Consider the following 17,534-nt stretch of genomic DNA (forward strand, 5'->3'; position numbering starts at 1 on the left):
ATACAAAAAATGAGAATTTTTAATTTATTTAAACATAATCATTAAAATTTGAGATTTATGGTATAATATAACTGATAATTCAGCATAAAGAATAATAGAGTGACAAAGGAGGTTATTATGGCTAAAAAAATCAGAGGACTTGGTGGAAGAAGCTTAAAATCATCAGGTGGAAAGAAAAACGATTTAATGAAATTAATGCAGGAAGCTCAAAAAACTCAGGAATTAATGGAACAGGAACTTAAAAATTTTGAAAATGAATTAGCTATAAAGGAATTTGAAGCAACAAGTGGTGGAGGAGTTGTAAAAGTAATAGTTACTGGAGATTTAAGGGTAAAAGATATTGAAATATCAGAAGAATTAGCAGATGAAGAATTTGAAATTATAAAAGATATGATTATTGCTGCTACAAATGAAGCTATTGATAAAGCAAAACAATTTAAAGAAGAAGAAACAGAAAAAATTACTCAAAAATACATCGGTGGATTAAATTTAGGAATGTAATTAACATTAATTAAATATAATCAACTTCAAAAATTTATAATTGCAAAATATAAATTTTAAAAATAAGGGATATAATGATATTAGAGAAAAAAATAACAAAGTAAATTCACATTACATATCAGGAGGTGTTTATTAATGGCTATTAAGATTGCTATTAACGGTTTTGGGAGAATTGGGAGAGTTGTATTTAGAGAAATGATGAAAAGGGATAATTTTGAAGTTGTTGCTATCAACGATTTAACAGATCCAAAAACATTAGCTCACTTATTAAAATACGATAGTGTACATGGAAAATTTGACGGTACAGTAGAAGTTGTAGAAGATGGATTTGTAGTAAATGGTAAAAAAATAAAGGTATTTGCTGAAAAGAATCCTGCAAACTTACCTTGGGGAGATTTAGGAGTAGATATTGTTATTGAATCAACAGGTGTATTTAGAAGCAAAGAAAAAGCTATGCCACACATTGAAGCAGGTGCAAAAAAGGTTATAATCACTGCACCAGCAAAAGGTGAAGTTGATTTAACAGTTGTTTTAGGTGTAAACGATGAATTATTAAAGAAAGAACATGTTGTAGTTTCAAACGCATCATGTACAACAAACTCAATTGCACCAGTAATTAAAGTATTAAACGATAAATTTGGTGTAAAAACAGGATTATTAACAACTGTACATTCATTTACAAATGACCAGAGAGTATTAGACTTACCACATAGCGATTTAAGAAGGGCAAGAGCAGCTGCAGTTAATATTATTCCAACAACAACAGGTGCTGCAAAAGCTGTTGGGGTAGTTATTCCTGAATTAAAAGGTAAATTAGATGGTATTGCAATGAGAGTTCCAACACCAGATGGATCAATTACAGACTTAACAGTTGTTGTTGAAAAAGCTACAACTGCAGAAGAAGTAAATGCTGTTATGAAAGAAGCAGCAGAAACATATTTAAAAGGCATTTTAGGATACAATGAAGATATGATTGTTTCTTCAGATATAATCGGAACAACATTCTCAGGAATCTTTGATGCAACATTAACAAAGGTTATGGACGGCACATTAGTTAAAGTTGCTTCATGGTATGACAACGAATACGGTTACTCAACAAGAGTTGTAGATTTAGCAGAAAGAATGGCAGAATTAATATAATATAAGTTTAATAGGGGGACTTTAATTAGTCCCCTTTACTGATTATACACAAGGGAGGGAGAATAAATGGATAAAATGACAATTAAAGATATTGAATTAAAAGGTAAAAAGGTTATTATGAGAGTTGATTTTAACGTTCCAATGAAAGATGGAGTAATTACAAACGATAAAAGAATAAAAGCTGCATTGCCAACAATAAAACATGCTTTAAATGAAGGCGCAAAAGTGATATTATTATCACATTTAGGAAGACCAAAGGGAGAACCAAAACCAGAATTCTCATTAAAACCAGTAGCAGAAAGATTGGCAGAATTATTAGGGCAGGAAGTAAAATTTGTTCCAGAAGTAGTAGGAGACGAAGTTAAAAAAGCTGTTGATGAATTAAAAGAAGGTGAAGTATTAGTTCTTGAAAATACAAGATATATGAAAGGCGAAACAAAAAATGATCCTGAACTTGCAAAACAATGGGCAGAATTAGCAGATATTCATGTTAATGATGCATTTGGAACAGCACATAGAGCACATGCTTCAAATGTTGGAATTGCACAATATATACCAAGTGTAGCAGGATTCTTAATGGAAAAAGAAATAAAATTCCTTTCAAAAGCTACAGCTAATCCTGAAAAGCCATATGTAGTGATACTTGGCGGAGCTAAAGTTTCAGATAAAATAGGCGTTATTACAAACTTACTTGAAGTTGCAGATAAAATATTAATTGGTGGAGCTATGATGTTTACATTCCTCAAGGCATTAGGTAAAGAAATAGGTTCATCAAAATTTGAAGAAGATAAAGTTGACTTAGCAAAAGAATTATTGGAAAAAGCAAATGAAAAAGGTGTAGAATTAGTATTGCCAGTTGATGCAGTTATTGCACAGAAATTAGAAGCTGGTGTTGAAAAGAAAGTAGTAAAAATTGAAGACGGCATTGAAGATGGCTGGATGGGACTTGACATTGGACCTGAAAGCATAGAATTATTCAAGTCAAAATTAGCTGGAGCAAAAACTGTTGTATGGAATGGACCAATGGGTGTATTTGAAATAGATGATTTTGCAACAGGAACAAAAGAAGTTGCAAATATGGTTGCTGAAATCACAGATGAAGGTGCAATAACAATTATTGGTGGTGGAGACAGTGCAGCAGCCATAGAAAAATTCGGTCTTGAAAGAAAGGTTTCACATGTTTCAACAGGTGGAGGAGCTTCATTGGAATTCCTCGAAGGAAAAGAATTACCAGGTATAGCAAGTATTGCATCTAAAAAAAAAATAAATAAAAGAAAATATATTCTTGCTGGAAACTGGAAAATGAATAAAACAAATCTTGAAGCAGCAGAATTCATTTCCAAATTAACAGCAAAAATAGGTAAGGAAAAGAAATTTGAAGTTGTAATAGCTCCAACATTCCTTGCATTAGAAAAGGCTGTGGATTTAACAGCAAGCACAAATATAAATGTTGCAGCTCAAAATATGCACTTTGAAGATAAAGGTGCATTTACTGGAGAAGTATCAGCTGACATGTTAAAGTCATTAGGTGTAAACTATGTAATTCTTGGACATTCAGAAAGAAGAAATATTTTTGGTGAAACAGATGAAATAATAAACAAAAAAATCAAGAAAGCTCTTGAAAAAGATTTAACACCTATATTCTGTATTGGCGAAAAATTAGAAGAAAGAGAAAAAGACTTAACTTTTAATGTAATAGAAAAACAGGTTAAAGAAGGATTATATGGAATAGAAAAAGAAGATGTCAAAAAAATAGTTATTGCATATGAACCAGTATGGGCAATTGGAACTGGAAAAGTAGCAACACCAGAACAGGCTGAAGAAGTTCATGCATATATAAGAAAATTATTAAGCGAAATGTTTGATGAAGATGTTGCAGAATCAGTAACAATATTATATGGAGGTAGTGTAAAACCAGAAAATTACTTTGGATTATTTACAAAACCAAATATCGATGGTGGTCTTGTTGGAGGCGCATCATTAAAAGAATCATTTATAGACTTAGCAGATATTATGAGAACAATAATAGTTTAATAGTAGTATAACAAAATCCCCGTGTTATTCACGGGGATTTTGTTATAAAAACCTCTCAATAATCTCATCAATCAAAACTCTTTCATCATCTTCAAAAGAGTAATAACCAAGAGCAACACGTTTTTGACCGAGACCATATTTAATTGCAAAATCGCGAACCTTTCCTTTTGGATAAGGAGTAATGGGCCATTTAATATCGTATCGAACGCAATTTCTTAAAAACACATCAAAAACTTTCATTTCCTCATCACTGAGCTTAAAATAATTAAAAACAAATTCCTTAAAGTTCTTTGTTTTCTTAAAAAGCTCAGTGATGAGTTTTTTTCTCGCTATAAAAAATGGAGATACATCAGATTTTATTTCCTCAAAATCCACAGGATTCATTAACCTTTTCTCAGCTTCTTTAACATTAAACTCAGAAAGTATTAAGTTAAAAAAATACATTTTCTCATAATCTCTTGAGAGGTATTTAATGATTTTATCTTTATCTCCTTCAAAAATCAATTTTAAAATATGACTCTTTGTAAAAAATGGTTTTTCTATTAATGCTGTATATGTTGAAAAAAATAATACAGGAATATTTACTTCTTTTTGTTTTCTAAATTTAATTGTATTTTCCTTAAAGGTTTTATTTATATGCATCTTATACAACTCATTTTTTATTTCAATTGGATATGTTTTCTTATATGATAATTTATATTTATGAATGAAATCCTTTAGATTTTTTGAATTTATATCTTTAGTTTTCAATCTTTTTTGCTCTTTTTATATATAAAATAACTCAAATTTTTATTTAATGTATATTTCTCAATTTTAAAGTCAGGGTATTGATTATTTTCAAGAGATGCTTTTACATTCGAACTTTTCTTTGAATATCTATAAATATTTTCAATTTCATATATTCTTATATCATTATTCAATATTTTTATATTCATAATAGTATCGAACCAATTATACATATAATTAAAATCCTCAAAATAATAACCAGTATAATACTCCAACAAATTTGCAGTATATAATGCTTTTTTCTTATTATTCTTTCTTATCCACCAGGTAGCAGAATTTAAACCTGCACATATCATTGAAGGATGATTAAATTTTTTGGCATATAAAAAACCATTAATAAAATAGTTATAAGCTTTATTATATTTATTTTCATTTAATAACTTCCTGGCTTTTGAATATTCAATTATTGCTTTTTGAACATAACTTTCCTCATATAAATCACCATAACATTTCAGAACTTCAAAATCTTGATTTAACTTTTCAGCTAAAGCTTTTAATCCAGGTATAATTATTTTTCTTACATAGGGAGAAATATTGCTTATATTGTTTTTTAACAAAACAAAAATTTTTTTTGATTTATCAAAATTCTTCATTCTTGAATAAATTAATACGAGTTCATATCTTGCAAGTTCCCTCAATATTGTTGTTGTTGTTGTTGAAATAACTTTATTTGCATATTCAATAGCAGAATAATAATCTTTTTTCCATTTTGATTTTAATAAGTGAAAATAATATTTTAAAGAAATATCTTTATTATTATTTTCAAAATAATTAATAATAGGTATAGAAAATTTTCCATATTCAATTATCTCTACAATGTTTTTGAGAAACAATTTATTAATATTCATAATTAATCACCTTTATAAACTGTTACAATATTTACCTTTTCTTAACTTTAGAAATATTGTTAATTATCAAAATGTGAAATAAAAATAAAAACAAGATAAAATAAATTATTTAAAGATATTTTATACTTCACAAGTAATGTTACAAATTATATGGTAATAATAATTAAATCTAATATTTAAAATAAATCCTGATAAACAGCAACCTGTTAACTTTGTGGTAACACTTGAAAATCATGTTAGAAATAGTAAAATTCATATCGGAGGTGGCATAAATGAAAAAATTTCTGGTAATAACATTAATTATAGTTTCATTATTAACGGGTATTGTATTTGCAGGAGATGAGGAAGATTACTCTTCAACAAATTCAATCAATCCTCAAATCCAAATTGAATTTTCTGAGTAATCAACTAAAATCTATTTTCTATTTTATATCTACGTAGATATTATATCAAAAATTTAAATTTTTCAGCCGGCTGGTGAAAAAATAAAGTGAGGTGAAAAAATGGGTGGAATGATAATTATCTTTGTTGATGCTGATGGAAGTGTAACTGTTATAGTTGCATCAGAATAATATTTAGCCTAAACTTATATTAGGGGCCCCGTTTAGTATTGGAGGTAGAATATGTTTGTCTTTTATAATTCGGAAAAAATCAACAAAATTTTAAAGGATGATATTTTAAAATTAGAAAAAATTTATAAGTCATGGTATTATAATACAGATTTTTTGGAGTATAAAAGAAATATATATTTAATTCCGCTTAACGAAAAAAAACCATTACTTATAAGAGATGAATTTGCTATTCCCATATACTTAATGTATCCAGTTGAAAGGATCTTATGGTATATTACACATGAAATTACGGAATTTTTTATCTTAAAAAGATATGGATATATCAAAAGATGGTTTTATGAAGGATTTGCACAAATTAATGGCTTTGAAATGATAAAAAATTTATATTCTTTAGACAAAGCATTTGAAATAGTAAATCAATATTATGGAAATTCAAAAAAAATTAACAATAAAAAAATTTGTCAATTGAAAAATTGGAAAAATGCTTTTGATATAATAAATAATATACCAAGTGATAATATAAATGATATTTTAAAAACTTTAAAGTATTATATTTTTGAATATCATGAAACTGAAATAGAAAAAGAAAACTATTATTACTCTTTTTTGTTATTCTATAAAATGGGGATTAATGCGAATATATTTGAAAAAATAATAAAAAAGTTAGAGAATATAAATGACCATGACCAATTAATTGAAATATTATTGGAGGTAAATTTTAATGCTGAAAGTAAAAAATTTGCAGAAAAGTTTAAAAAAACAAATTGTACTGAGAAATATTAATTTTGAGGTGAAAGAAGGAGAAATCTTTAGCCTTTTTGGTCATAATGCAAGTGGGAAAAGTACATTATTAAAGATTTTAAGTGGAATAATGATGCCAGATAAAGGCAAAATTTTATTAAATGGAAAAGATTTATTTAAAAATAATAGTGTAAAGAAAAGAATATGTTCTGTATTTCAGGAAAATCTTATTCCATCAGATTTCAAAGCTATTGATTTTTTGCTTTTTTATTCTAAAATAGTAAAAAGTAATTATAAAAAAAATGAAATAATGGATTTTGCAAAAGACTTTGGAATAAAAAATGAGGATTTAAAGAAAAAGATATCGCAACTTTCTGGAGGAACAAAGAAGAAGATAGAATTTTTGAAATCTGTAATAAATAATGATGCTCAACTTTATTTATTTGATGAACCTACAATAGGATTTGATCCGGATTCTCAAAGTAAAGCATGGAATTATATAAAATATTTGAAAAAAGAAGGAAAAATAATAATATTGGTAACCAACATTGAACAGGAAATGAAAGAATTATCTACGATAAGAAAAATAATAATAGATGGCGAAATTAAGGATATAGAGGGGGTAAAAGTAATGAAAACATTGGAATTTAAAGTGAAAAATTGGAAAAAGCATATAAAGGAAATTATAGAAGAAATTAAAGGTGTAGAAAAAGTTGAAGTTAAAGCTGAAATAGAGAAGGTAAAAGAGAATATTCAGGAAAAATTCGGAAATGCGAATATGAAAATAATAGATTTATCAAATACAGATATAACCGTAGATGATGTTTTGGAAAAATTGGGTGTTGAAAAAGTTCAAACTGTGGCAATAGAAAATAATAATGTAGAATATATAATTAAAGTATTTTTAAAAGAAGATCATGAAACTATTCAAAATTTAATTTTAAAAACCTTTATTGATAATAATGTTCAGGTATTGCATATGGAGGTAATTTAATGCTTGAATATTATAAATATGAAGCTAAATATTTATTTTATGAAAAATCCAAAATTTTTTCATTGTTAATATCCCAAACTATTTCTATAACTATATTACCATATGGATTAAATAAAATTTCGAATATGGAAGCATATTCCCAGGCGTTGTCAATAGGGTTAATATCTCTTGCGATGATTATTGTATCGATAATTGGTGGGATTGAGCTTGGGATAGAGTTTGTAACAAAGAAAAAGATATATTTTGAATTAAGCCTTCCGTTAAATATCAGTACATTAATATTCGGAAAATTTTTTAGGATGGGACTTTTAAATACAATGATATTGTTATATACATTAATTTTAGTAAATGTATTATATTTGCACTTACATTTTCTAAAATTAGTTTTTGTTTTTTTATTTTTATTAATACAAACAATGACATTATCTGGAATATCAGCTTCAGTATCGTCAATAATTGGAAAAAATATAACAGCTGTAGCTGTGGTAAATTCAATAATAATACCGATATTTCAATATCTAAGCCCTATATATTTTCCAATAACAGCATTTCCTAAGGTGTTACAACCAATAGTTAGAATTAATCCCATTACGCATTCAATATTATTTATAAGAAGTTACGTGTTAAAGGATTTTTTCGATTTGAAAATTTTCTTTTTTTCTGTTTTGAATGCAATATTTTGGTTGATAATTGGATATATACTTTTAAGATTAACAATAATAAATTTATGGAAGCATAAAAGTTAAGTAAATTCATTAGTAATGGTTTTTATATATAAAAGCCGGCTTTTGAGCCGGCTTTATTAATTATTAATAGCTTTTTGCGTTATTTGAAAGTCTAAAAGTTTCTGTTCTATCATTATCATTTATAATGTGAAGATATCTATCTTTAGCCTCTTTGGCTTTTTTCTTTAGGATAGAAGGTAAATCGGAATTTTCAAATTCTTCTTTTAATAATTCCATTAATGGTTCTTCAAAATAATATCCATCTTCTAACTCTTCATCAAAGACAATATAATTTAAATGTTCGTCTGTAATTTTTTCCGGGAAAGCGCTTTTTAAAAAATTGAGTGTATATTTTGCGAAAACATCTACGACATCTTGAGGTCTTTTTGCTTTGTTAAGCATTTCATGATATTCCCTCTTTGTTTCTTCATAAAACTTTACGTATGACTTCATCAAATCCCCCCTTGTGATTATGTAGTCATTAAATATGACTTATAAAAGGGGATAAAAGTTCTTAATAAAGTCTATTATAAAAATAATTAAGAATACTCATTACATATATTCCAGCTGTTTCAAATCTCATAGTAGTTTTTCCGAGATTAACCTTTATAATGTTATTTGAAACATTTTCCAGTTCATCATTTGAAAATCCCATATCAGGACCAAGTATAACAGAAATCTTTTTATTTTTTTTAAAATATTCTAATGAAAGTGCTTCATTTAATGATAAAGAAGATTTTAAATCCAGTAATATAGCATTTTCTAACTTGTTTATCTTTTTAAAGTCAGTAAATGAAATCTCAGGAAATTTTGGATTTTCAGATTGTTTAGAACTTTCTATTATTACTTTTTTAAATTTTTCCAGATTTTTAAATGTTAATTGAGATTTTTTACCGTGGAATATATGTATTCTATTTACTCTTAATTCAACGAGTTTTTCAATTAAAATTTTCATTCTATCGAATTTACTGGCACCAATGTAAAAATCAATTTCTGGTTTATATTCTTTATTGTAATTTTGTATATTTAAAACTCTGCATTTTGTTTGATTTTTTGAGATTTTTTCTACTATGCATGTATAAATATTTCCTGTGCCATCATATACGGTGATTTCTTCGCCGATATTTATTCTCACTATTTTAAGATGAGCAGTTTCATTTTTATCAAGTATAATTGAATTTTCATCAGAAAGAATACCATAAAAGGCATTGGGCATTAGCCTATAACCTCCAGGCCATTCATATATGGAACCAATACTTCAGGAACCTTTATTCTTCCATCTGGTAACTGATAATTTTCCATAATAGCCACTAAAGTTCTTCCAATAGCTAATCCTGAACCATTTAATGTATGAACATATGCCATTTTGTTATTTTTCATTCTATAACGTGTATTTCCTCTTCTTGCCTGGAAATCTTTTACATTACTACATGAAGAGATTTCTTTGTATGCATTATAACTTGGAAGCCATACTTCTAAATCATATGTTTTTGCTGCTGCAAATCCTAAATCACCTGTACATAAGGTAATTACTCTATATGGTAATTTCAATAATTGTAATATTTTTTCAGCATGTGAAGTTAATTCTTCAAGGGCTTCTTCGGATTTTTCTGGTTCTGAGTACCAGAATAATTCAACTTTATCAAATTGATGTTGCCTGATCATTCCTCTAACGTCTTTACCATAACTTCCTGCTTCTCTTCTATAACATGGTGTATATGCAACATATTTTAAAGGGAGCTCTTTAAAGCTTAAAATCTCATTTTGATGCATTCCAGCAAGAGCAACTTCTGCTGTTGGAATTAAGAATAAATCGTCATCTTTTGTATTGTATGCATCTTCCTCGAATTTTGGCAATTGGCCTGTTCCAAGCATTGTATCTCGTTTTACAAGATGTGGTGGAACAATTTCAGTGTAACCGTGTTGCTGTGTATGGACATCAAGCATAAAGTTGATTAAAGCTCTATTTAATCTTGCAAGTTGAGACTTTATAATTGAAAATCTTGAACCACTTAATTTTGAAGCTCTTTCAAAATCAAGCATTTTTAAATCAGGACCTAAATCCCAATGTGCTTTTGGTTTAAAGTCAAATGTTGTAGGGGTTCCCCATTTTCTTATCTCGACATTATCTTTTTCATCTTTTCCCACGGGAACACTTTCGTCAGGAATATTAGGAATGTATAGTAATTTTATATGTATTTTATCTTCAATTTCATTCATTTTTGATTCAAGTTCTTTGATTTTATCAGCAATTCTTTTGGATTTTTTTGATAATTCTTCAAATTCTTCCATTTTTCCTTCTGCTTTTAATTTAGCAAGTTGTTTAGAATATGTATTTCTTTCAGCTCTTAAAGCTTCAACTTCTCTTTGATATTCACGTTTTTCTTCATCTAATTCTCTTATACGATTGATTAAATCGGTTTCATGATTTCTCTTTTCTAAAGCTTCAATGATAATTTCAGGACTTCTTCTTATTAATTTTATATCTATCATTTATTTTCCTCCTCTTCTTTTTCATTATCATTTTTTATTTCAAGAGTTAATTGTACTCTTTGTGCAGATATTTCGTTTTTATCTGTTTTAAAGGTAGCTTTTGATGTTTTCATATTTATCTTTTTTACATCATTTTTTATTGTTACATTATCCTTTAATACAAGAATTTTTGTATTTTCATCGTATTCAAAACTTTTTGCGAAAATTACATAATCATCTTTTAAAATTTTTACTAAACCATCATCACTTTTCATATTTCCAGAATATGTTTTATCTTTATTATTAAATTCAATTTTATCACAAAAAATATATATAATTTTATTGTCTTCTTTTAATTTTATTGTAGTTTCAACATCGCCTGAAAGAGTACCTATATCCTTTTTTAAATCATATTTTAAAAGATTAGAAGTTGCTTCCATAGTATCTGTTTTAATAAAAATATCACCTGAAGATTCGAGGTTTCGCCATTCTTCATTTACTAAAGTTACGGTAGCGAGGTCTGTTAATACTTCTAAATCATTTTTAATAACCTTTACATCATTTTTTAGTACATAAAAATCATCTCCACCATTAACGGTTATTGCACTTACATGAATAGTATCAGCAAGTGCAATGGAAAATAAAAGAACACTGATTAATAAAAACAACCATTTTTTCATTTGTTTCCCTCCAATTTATCGCTAATCCATTTGTCAGCTAATCTTTTTGCGTACATATAAGTTTTTGCATTTAAAGCAGAGAATTCCACTTTTTGAGGGCAGATTACATCTTTATCTTTAGTAATTATACCAAATAATTCCTTTTTTCTCAAAAAGAACGAATAAAGTAATATTTCAGCACCATTTCTTGGTTTTGGTAATTTTATTGAACATTCATAAGAGGTTATTATGTCATAATTTTCTATATTTAATGGCGATAGTGAAATTTCTGCACTGGGAATTAAAAATTTGTCATTATATTCATAGTATTTGAAATATGGAGGTGAAGATAATGAGGCTACTAATGCATCAACGAATAATTCTTCTCTTTGAAAATAATATATTGTATTATCTTTTATATCATATGCTTCGATTAGAAAAAAATCTCCTAAATCTGATAATTTTGTATTTCCAAAATATGCTTTTAATTCTTTAGTGAGTTCTGTATGTGATTCGAACTCAAATTGCTTTTTTTTGTTTAATTTTAATAACGCAGTTGCTTGATTATATAAATTTTCATATATTCTGTCTTTAAACACAAACTTATTTAAAATTTTTGTATTTTCAATGAATTCAATCATTTTTCCAAAAAAATTTCTTTTATATTTCGAAATAAAGAACGGCATTAAAACGCTTATACCGGATAATTTTAAGAATGGATTTAATTTTTTTTCATAAAAAGAAGAAACAACTCCAGCATTCCAGTACAATCCGTATTTAAAATCACCAGAAGCAATTTTAATTTGCGACATTTATTTCACCACTCTTTTGTTGGGCTAGTTTGGTCTTTGCCTCGTTGTAAATTTCCTCGTATTTATCAAACTCATACCATGAATATTGTGATTCAAATATATATGGTTCATCAGCATCTGAAAGTTTTAAATCTGTAACTAAATCTATACTCAATGATGAAATATAATTTATATAATTAAATCCACTACTTAAACTTTTATTCGTAGAAGGAATATGTGAAGCTACAACATAATTCGCTCCCATTTTTCTGCAAAGTTGTATTGGGACTTCTTCAAGCACTCCGCCATCTAATAATTCCATTCCCCCTAATAATGTAGGTGTAAAAGCACCAGGAACATTTGAAGATGCCATAATGGCATCTAATAGATATCCTTCTGTGATTTCTTCTGTTTTTTCTTCTTCGATATTTAGAGCAACAACACCAAAAGGTATCTTACAATCAGAAAATTTTTTCTTATAAAACAAAGGTTTTAACATTCTAAATAGAACTTCATTTTTCATAATTCCCATGGAGGAAAGCAATTTTGTAAATCCAGAAATTTTTGAATCAAGACTTTTTTTCATAGATTTTATTTCAGTATCAAAATTTTTTAATGAATAAGAAAGTTTTTTATATACTGAATTTATATCTGGTTCTAAAGCATATAATCCACCTATTAATGAACCAGCACTGCACCCAGTTATTACAACTGGGTGCATTTCATATTTATTTTCAAGATATTCAATTAATGCTATATGTGCCATTCCCCTTATTCCGCCGCTTCCAAGCGCTAATCCGTATTCTTTTTTCATTAGAACCCTCCTAATAGGATATAAACTGCAATTCCGCCTACTACACCACCTATTAATGCATATATTACGTTAGACATTAAATTTTGTGAATGTAATTGTTCTTCAAGGTTTTGAAGACGTCTATTTAAAGCATCATTAGACATTTCGCTCTTTTTCATTTCAAGAATTTCATTTTCCAGCTGATTATTTTTAGTTTTTAAAGCAGTTATATCATCTTCTATTTTATAGATTTTATCGCCAAGATAAGAAGAATCAACAGACATGTTTACTTTATTTTCTAAGTTGTTTAATCTTGTTACTATAGCTTCTAATGATTTCATGTTTTCCTTAATTAAATCATCTTTTATTTGCATATAAATATAATTTTTTATGTCGTCAGATTTTTTCATTAATTCCTGTGAAACCATATCATCTATTATATTTATTAAAGCATCTTGATTGTTTGAAGGAAGATTTTCAAGTGTATAGATGGATTTTTCTAATGATTTTAATCTGTTTTCTAATGTATCGATTTTTGCTGATTTTTTATCGAAATCGCTTTTTAATTCAAAAAGTGTTTTTGAATTCGCAATAACCTCATTTTGTAATTTTTGTGTTGGTGGTTGTATTGCCAATGACTGAACAATATTATTTAAATTTCTTACCTGTTCTGATAATTCAGAGACTAATTTTAAATCAGCATTGATTTTCTGAATATCCTGATAATTTTTATTGCTCAATTCCTCAATATTATTTATTTTTGGTAAAGCTTCAGCAATTTGTTTTAAAAGTTCAGAGGAGTCTTTAACGCCACTTGCCTTTACTGCTTCTCTGAAAGCATCGAGATCTTTTGACATATTCAAAACTTGAGCTGTTAAATTAGAAACAGCATAATCATTTGTGTTAATTCTTGATTCAATCTGGTCAAGACGTGTGAATAAATTTGAAAGGCTTTCATTTTCTTTACCAAAAGCAGCACCTTCAAGTAACCCTATTCTCTGATCGAAATTTTGTAATTGTTTACTAAATTTATCAATTTCATCTGCCGCATTTTCAAGACGTTCTATATTGGATACTCTATTTTCCAATACAGCAATTCTATCGATAATTTCTGAAGGAACAGTTCCACCATTTCCAGATTTTAAAGAACTCATATTTTTTTGAATATCTAAGATTCTATTATCAATATTATTAAGTCTATTAGTTGTATCAGTTAAAATAGCGGAATAAGAATTTACAGCTTTTTCAAGTTCTTCAACTTTTATTTGTAAGGACTGTAAAGAATTTACTTTCATATCAATATCTCTTAATTTTTTATATAACAACGTATCATTTGAAAGAGTTGCTGAATTTGAAATGTTTACTCCAGAAGTTTCAAGTTTTGTTATTTTATCGTTTAATATTTTAATTTGATTATCAAGTTCTGGAATTTTTGAAGTAAGCTCCATTAAAGGTTTTACTTCAAAATCAAATTTTTGTTGGATAATATCATCTACATATGTATTTGAAGAGGCAATTTGATTTTTTAATGTATTGATTTCATTCATCAATTGCGTTATTGTGGCTTCATCGGTATTACCCTTCCATCTAATTTGAGAAGAAATTTCATTTGTAATATAAACTTTTAGACCGGTTTTTTCTTTTTCAAATAGTTCATCTATATATGACTTATAATAATTTTTTTCTTTGTTTAAATAATCATCAAGAGTATTAATCATATATTCTTTGGTTTTTGAAAATTCTTCTGCCAGCTGTTCAACGCTTTTTTCAAATTCATCCATTCTGTTGCTAAAAGTAATCATTGTAGCAAGTGTTGTTTCATATAACTGCTTAATTGTTTCTTCTGATTTTTTTTGGGCTATCATAGAAGCGTTTTGAGCTATAGCTTTAAAAATTGGATTATTAGTTTCAGTAGAGTTAATAGATATAGCCTGCTTTAAATAATATACATCTTTACTGAGTTCTGAAACTGTATTTTTTGTATTTTTATAATCAGTATCAAGAGAAAAAATAAAATTTTCAAGAGTGTATACTCTGTCGGGTAATTTTTCGTTTAATAACTTGGATAATGAAGCATCCATAGTTTCAATTTTTAATTTATAATTTTCATCTAAATAATCAAGAAATTTAGAACCAAAAATAGCAAGATCATATCTTGAAACAGATATTGCACCATTAAATTTTCCCTGAGTGTCCGTATCCATAATACCAGCATTTATTACTTTTAGTACATGTGGATAAACAGGAGATGCAGGTTTTACATCAACAAGTTCAGCGAAAATTAAAGTATTTAATAATAAAATAATTAATGCTATAACAAAACTTTTTTTCATATAAAAGCCCCCTTAATACCAATTATCGACGTTAATAAATTTTCCTTCGTCGGTGAAATAAATGTATTTTTCTTTGATTTTTAAATTTCCTTTATATAATGCAATTTTATGGACACCGTATTCCAACCTTAAATTTACTTCTGAACCTGTATATTTTACATCATCAACAAATAAATCATATCCTTTTCTATTGTATATTTTTACGGGTACAAGATTTGCTCTCGAGAAGAAAACAACCTTATGATTATATTGTGAAATAGAAACATCTATATTATATATATTTCCATCAGGAAATTTAAAAGTGATGTTATGTGTTCCAGTTTTTAAAACTTTTCCTATTAGATATCCAGTATTTTCATAATTTCCGTCTATATATATTAAAGCTCTGGAAGATGTTGTAAATAATGAAAGCGCCCCAACATTTTTATCTTCTGTTAAAAATACAGTTTGTGATCTATTTTTTCTAATAGTTGTCATTTTTTTTGCGTTTAAATAATAAATATCAATTTTTTTGGTTTCCTGCATTGTATCTATCAATATTGTTGAAGGAGTAAATGCGAATTTATCACCTATGTAGGTTAAGACTTTATCAATTGAAGATAAAACTTCTATAGATGTATATAATTTTGGATTTAAAACAATTTGTTTTGGATCGTCTTTATGTATAATATATCTAAAAAAGAGATTTTTATCGTTTTTAGATACAATTTCTATAATATGCGGCATCCCATCTAATTCTAATTCCTCAACTTCTTTGCCAATATATTTTCCATCAAGATAAAATTCTAAATTTTTGACATCCTTAAAGAATACAGTTCTGCTATTTTCGTATAATTCGAAAAATAACTGTTTGGATTTTGTTTTTTTATCAAGGTTTATGGTTAGTCTTTTTGAAATATATCCAATTTTAGAAACTACAATATTTAATGTTCCTTCTGGGACTACGAAATTACCAGGTGTATATCCGTATTTTTTATTATTAATAACAACAAGAGCATTTCTTGGTGAAGAGTCCACATATAAATTAATTCCCTTTTTTAATTGAACAGATATATCTTTAACTTTTTCAGTAATATTAATGTTTTTTTCAATAGTGATATAATCTTTACGCTCAAATTTTAGTTTATAGTTTACTCCTTTATTTAAAACTGTAGAATAAGGTGTTTCACCAATCTTTACATTGTTAATATATAATATTGATGTTGGATTGGAAGTTATTTTTATCATGCCTTCAGGTATAAAGGTTAAATATAATTCTCTGGTTTCGAAAGGTTTTAAGTCAATTTGTAATTTTTGAGGTTTATAATTGTCAAAAGTAAAATAAAAATCTTTAATATTAACTGGAACTGTTATCGTATCATGATTATTTACCAGGAATTTTTTATTGTTATATTGTACATAAAATTGCTCAATATTTGATATAATTTTTAATGAGGCAAGAGGAATTAAAGAGACCCTAAGTTCGGTATCAGAAGAAATATCCATGGTTTTGATGTAATCTTCATATCCAAACTTTTTTATAGTAACTGTATGAGTTCCAGATGAAATATCGATGGATTCAAAAGTATTTTTTACAGCTTTAATATACTGACCATCGATATAGATTAAAGCACCTTTTGGAGCAAAAATTTTTAATTGATATGAAAAGGATAATATACTAAAGACAATAAAAAATAAAAGCAGGAATATTTTATTCTTTTTCATTTTCCCTCACCTCATTTATCATTTTATCAAGACACTCGAGACGATCCATAACTTCTTCTGGTTTTTTCATTTTATCTAAAACCTTTTGCATAAATTCAACACGAGCTTTTATAACCTCATCAATAACATTTTTACCTTTTTCTGTTATAGTTATTGTAGTAACTCTTTTATCTCTTTTATCTTTTACTTTTTCTAAATAGCCAGAAGCTTCTAATCTATTAATAAGACCTGTTGTAGTACTTTTAGTAATTCCTAAAATAAGGCTGATATCTGTGACTCTTTTTGGACCTCTGAAATATAAAATTTGGAGTAAATCAAATTGTGCAGGGGAAATATCACTGTTTTTTATAATTTTTCTTCCTTCAACTTTAACTTTGAAACATATATCGCGTATAATTTTTTCGAAGTTTTGAACTCTTGTTTTTTCCATAATGTTCCTCC

The 17,534-nt window shown here is 27.2% G+C and carries 16 protein-coding genes and 1 pseudogene; 7 read left to right on the forward strand and 10 right to left on the reverse strand.

All coding sequences use genetic code 11. From position 1 onward, the window contains the following. Positions 1 to 117 precede the first annotated feature (117 nt). The 3 genes from MARPI_RS00560 (at position 118) to tpiA (ending at position 3,675) form a co-directional block, all read left to right on the forward strand. Complete coding sequence (locus tag MARPI_RS00560) at positions 118 to 501, forward strand: YbaB/EbfC family nucleoid-associated protein (protein WP_014295639.1); 384 nt, start codon at positions 118 to 120, stop codon at positions 499 to 501. 135 nt (positions 502 to 636) lie between these two features. Then, positions 637 to 1,641 (forward strand): type I glyceraldehyde-3-phosphate dehydrogenase, encoded by a 1,005-nt coding sequence (gap, locus tag MARPI_RS00565; RefSeq protein WP_014295640.1) that lies wholly within the window; start codon positions 637 to 639, stop codon positions 1,639 to 1,641. 66 nt (positions 1,642 to 1,707) lie between these two features. Beyond that, positions 1,708 to 3,675, forward strand: coding sequence for a triose-phosphate isomerase (gene tpiA / locus MARPI_RS00570; RefSeq protein ID WP_014295641.1), 1,968 nt, complete (start codon positions 1,708 to 1,710; stop codon positions 3,673 to 3,675). Between the two features lie 42 nt (positions 3,676 to 3,717). Here tpiA and MARPI_RS11370 read toward each other — a convergent pair. Then, positions 3,718 to 5,309: pseudogene (locus tag MARPI_RS11370) on the reverse strand (hypothetical protein). A 272-nt stretch (positions 5,310 to 5,581) separates the two neighbouring features. Between MARPI_RS11370 and MARPI_RS11275 the strand changes: the two are divergent. From MARPI_RS11275 to MARPI_RS00595, 4 genes are all read left to right on the forward strand, one after another. Continuing rightward, positions 5,582 to 5,713: a hypothetical protein gene (locus MARPI_RS11275; RefSeq protein WP_014295644.1), complete on the forward strand. Its 132-nt coding sequence runs from the start codon at positions 5,582 to 5,584 to the stop codon at positions 5,711 to 5,713. Between the two features lie 219 nt (positions 5,714 to 5,932). Next, on the forward strand, positions 5,933 to 6,664 hold the full coding sequence (locus tag MARPI_RS00585) for a hypothetical protein (RefSeq protein WP_014295645.1): 732 nt from the start codon (positions 5,933 to 5,935) through the stop codon (positions 6,662 to 6,664). Next, positions 6,603 to 7,616: an ATP-binding cassette domain-containing protein gene (locus MARPI_RS00590; RefSeq protein ID WP_014295646.1), complete on the forward strand. Its 1,014-nt coding sequence runs from the start codon at positions 6,603 to 6,605 to the stop codon at positions 7,614 to 7,616. The genes MARPI_RS00585 and MARPI_RS00590 overlap by 62 nt, the downstream gene beginning before the upstream one ends. Continuing rightward, a complete protein-coding gene (locus tag MARPI_RS00595; RefSeq protein WP_014295647.1) occupies positions 7,616 to 8,362 on the forward strand; it encodes an ABC transporter permease in 747 nt (248 codons plus the stop codon). Before MARPI_RS00590 ends, MARPI_RS00595 begins: the two co-directional genes overlap by 1 nt. A gap of 63 nt (positions 8,363 to 8,425) precedes the next feature. Here MARPI_RS00595 and MARPI_RS00600 read toward each other — a convergent pair whose 3' ends face one another. From MARPI_RS00600 to MARPI_RS00640, 9 genes are all read right to left on the reverse strand, one after another. Next, a complete protein-coding gene (locus tag MARPI_RS00600; RefSeq protein ID WP_014295648.1) occupies positions 8,426 to 8,794 on the reverse strand; it encodes a hypothetical protein in 369 nt (122 codons plus the stop codon). Positions 8,795 to 8,855: 61 nt separating this feature from the next. Then, complete coding sequence (locus tag MARPI_RS00605; protein WP_014295649.1) at positions 8,856 to 9,557, reverse strand: RsmE family RNA methyltransferase; 702 nt, start codon at positions 9,555 to 9,557, stop codon at positions 8,856 to 8,858. After that, positions 9,557 to 10,834, reverse strand: a complete 1,278-nt coding sequence (gene serS / locus MARPI_RS00610) for a serine--tRNA ligase (protein WP_014295650.1) — start codon at positions 10,832 to 10,834, stop codon at positions 9,557 to 9,559. The genes MARPI_RS00605 and serS overlap by 1 nt, the downstream gene beginning before the upstream one ends. Next, positions 10,831 to 11,493 (reverse strand): LptA/OstA family protein, encoded by a 663-nt coding sequence (locus MARPI_RS00615; protein ID WP_014295651.1) that lies wholly within the window; start codon positions 11,491 to 11,493, stop codon positions 10,831 to 10,833. Before MARPI_RS00615 ends, serS begins: the two co-directional genes overlap by 4 nt. Continuing rightward, positions 11,490 to 12,284 (reverse strand): patatin-like phospholipase domain-containing protein, encoded by a 795-nt coding sequence (locus MARPI_RS00620; protein WP_014295652.1) that lies wholly within the window; start codon positions 12,282 to 12,284, stop codon positions 11,490 to 11,492. The genes MARPI_RS00615 and MARPI_RS00620 overlap by 4 nt, the downstream gene beginning before the upstream one ends. Continuing rightward, positions 12,271 to 13,077: a patatin-like phospholipase family protein gene (locus MARPI_RS00625; RefSeq protein WP_014295653.1), complete on the reverse strand. Its 807-nt coding sequence runs from the start codon at positions 13,075 to 13,077 to the stop codon at positions 12,271 to 12,273. Before MARPI_RS00625 ends, MARPI_RS00620 begins: the two co-directional genes overlap by 14 nt. Beyond that, positions 13,077 to 15,389: a coiled-coil domain-containing protein gene (locus MARPI_RS00630; protein WP_014295654.1), complete on the reverse strand. Its 2,313-nt coding sequence runs from the start codon at positions 15,387 to 15,389 to the stop codon at positions 13,077 to 13,079. Before MARPI_RS00630 ends, MARPI_RS00625 begins: the two co-directional genes overlap by 1 nt. 12 nt (positions 15,390 to 15,401) lie before the next feature. Next, a complete protein-coding gene (locus MARPI_RS00635; protein ID WP_014295655.1) occupies positions 15,402 to 17,093 on the reverse strand; it encodes a PEGA domain-containing protein in 1,692 nt (563 codons plus the stop codon). Further along, positions 17,080 to 17,523 (reverse strand): MarR family winged helix-turn-helix transcriptional regulator, encoded by a 444-nt coding sequence (locus MARPI_RS00640; RefSeq protein WP_014295656.1) that lies wholly within the window; start codon positions 17,521 to 17,523, stop codon positions 17,080 to 17,082. Before MARPI_RS00640 ends, MARPI_RS00635 begins: the two co-directional genes overlap by 14 nt. Positions 17,524 to 17,534: the final 11 nt, after the last annotated feature.

This window comes from Marinitoga piezophila KA3, assembly GCF_000255135.1.
Lineage (GTDB): Bacteria > Thermotogota > Thermotogae > Petrotogales > Petrotogaceae > Marinitoga > Marinitoga piezophila.

What these genes read in the sequence shown, in the direction of transcription:
- MARPI_RS00615 (WP_014295651.1), bottom strand. Translation starts at nt 11,493, where the DNA reads ATGAAAAAATGGTTGTTTTTATTAATCAGTGTTCTTTTATTTTCCATT.
- MARPI_RS00605 (WP_014295649.1), bottom strand. Translation starts at nt 9,557, where the DNA reads ATGCCCAATGCCTTTTATGGTATTCTTTCTGATGAAAATTCAATTATA.
- MARPI_RS00635 (WP_014295655.1), bottom strand. Translation starts at nt 17,093, where the DNA reads ATGAAAAAGAATAAAATATTCCTGCTTTTATTTTTTATTGTCTTTAGT.
- MARPI_RS00640 (WP_014295656.1), bottom strand. Translation starts at nt 17,523, where the DNA reads ATGGAAAAAACAAGAGTTCAAAACTTCGAAAAAATTATACGCGATATA.
- MARPI_RS00625 (WP_014295653.1), bottom strand. Translation starts at nt 13,077, where the DNA reads ATGAAAAAAGAATACGGATTAGCGCTTGGAAGCGGCGGAATAAGGGGA.
- tpiA (WP_014295641.1), top strand. Translation starts at nt 1,708, where the DNA reads ATGGATAAAATGACAATTAAAGATATTGAATTAAAAGGTAAAAAGGTT.
- MARPI_RS00560 (WP_014295639.1), top strand. Translation starts at nt 118, where the DNA reads ATGGCTAAAAAAATCAGAGGACTTGGTGGAAGAAGCTTAAAATCATCA.
- MARPI_RS00620 (WP_014295652.1), bottom strand. Translation starts at nt 12,284, where the DNA reads ATGTCGCAAATTAAAATTGCTTCTGGTGATTTTAAATACGGATTGTAC.
- MARPI_RS00595 (WP_014295647.1), top strand. Translation starts at nt 7,616, where the DNA reads ATGCTTGAATATTATAAATATGAAGCTAAATATTTATTTTATGAAAAA.
- MARPI_RS00630 (WP_014295654.1), bottom strand. Translation starts at nt 15,389, where the DNA reads ATGAAAAAAAGTTTTGTTATAGCATTAATTATTTTATTATTAAATACT.
- gap (WP_014295640.1), top strand. Translation starts at nt 637, where the DNA reads ATGGCTATTAAGATTGCTATTAACGGTTTTGGGAGAATTGGGAGAGTT.
- MARPI_RS00590 (WP_014295646.1), top strand. Translation starts at nt 6,603, where the DNA reads ATGCTGAAAGTAAAAAATTTGCAGAAAAGTTTAAAAAAACAAATTGTA.
- MARPI_RS11275 (WP_014295644.1), top strand. Translation starts at nt 5,582, where the DNA reads ATGAAAAAATTTCTGGTAATAACATTAATTATAGTTTCATTATTAACG.
- MARPI_RS00585 (WP_014295645.1), top strand. Translation starts at nt 5,933, where the DNA reads ATGTTTGTCTTTTATAATTCGGAAAAAATCAACAAAATTTTAAAGGAT.
- serS (WP_014295650.1), bottom strand. Translation starts at nt 10,834, where the DNA reads ATGATAGATATAAAATTAATAAGAAGAAGTCCTGAAATTATCATTGAA.
- MARPI_RS00600 (WP_014295648.1), bottom strand. Translation starts at nt 8,794, where the DNA reads ATGAAGTCATACGTAAAGTTTTATGAAGAAACAAAGAGGGAATATCAT.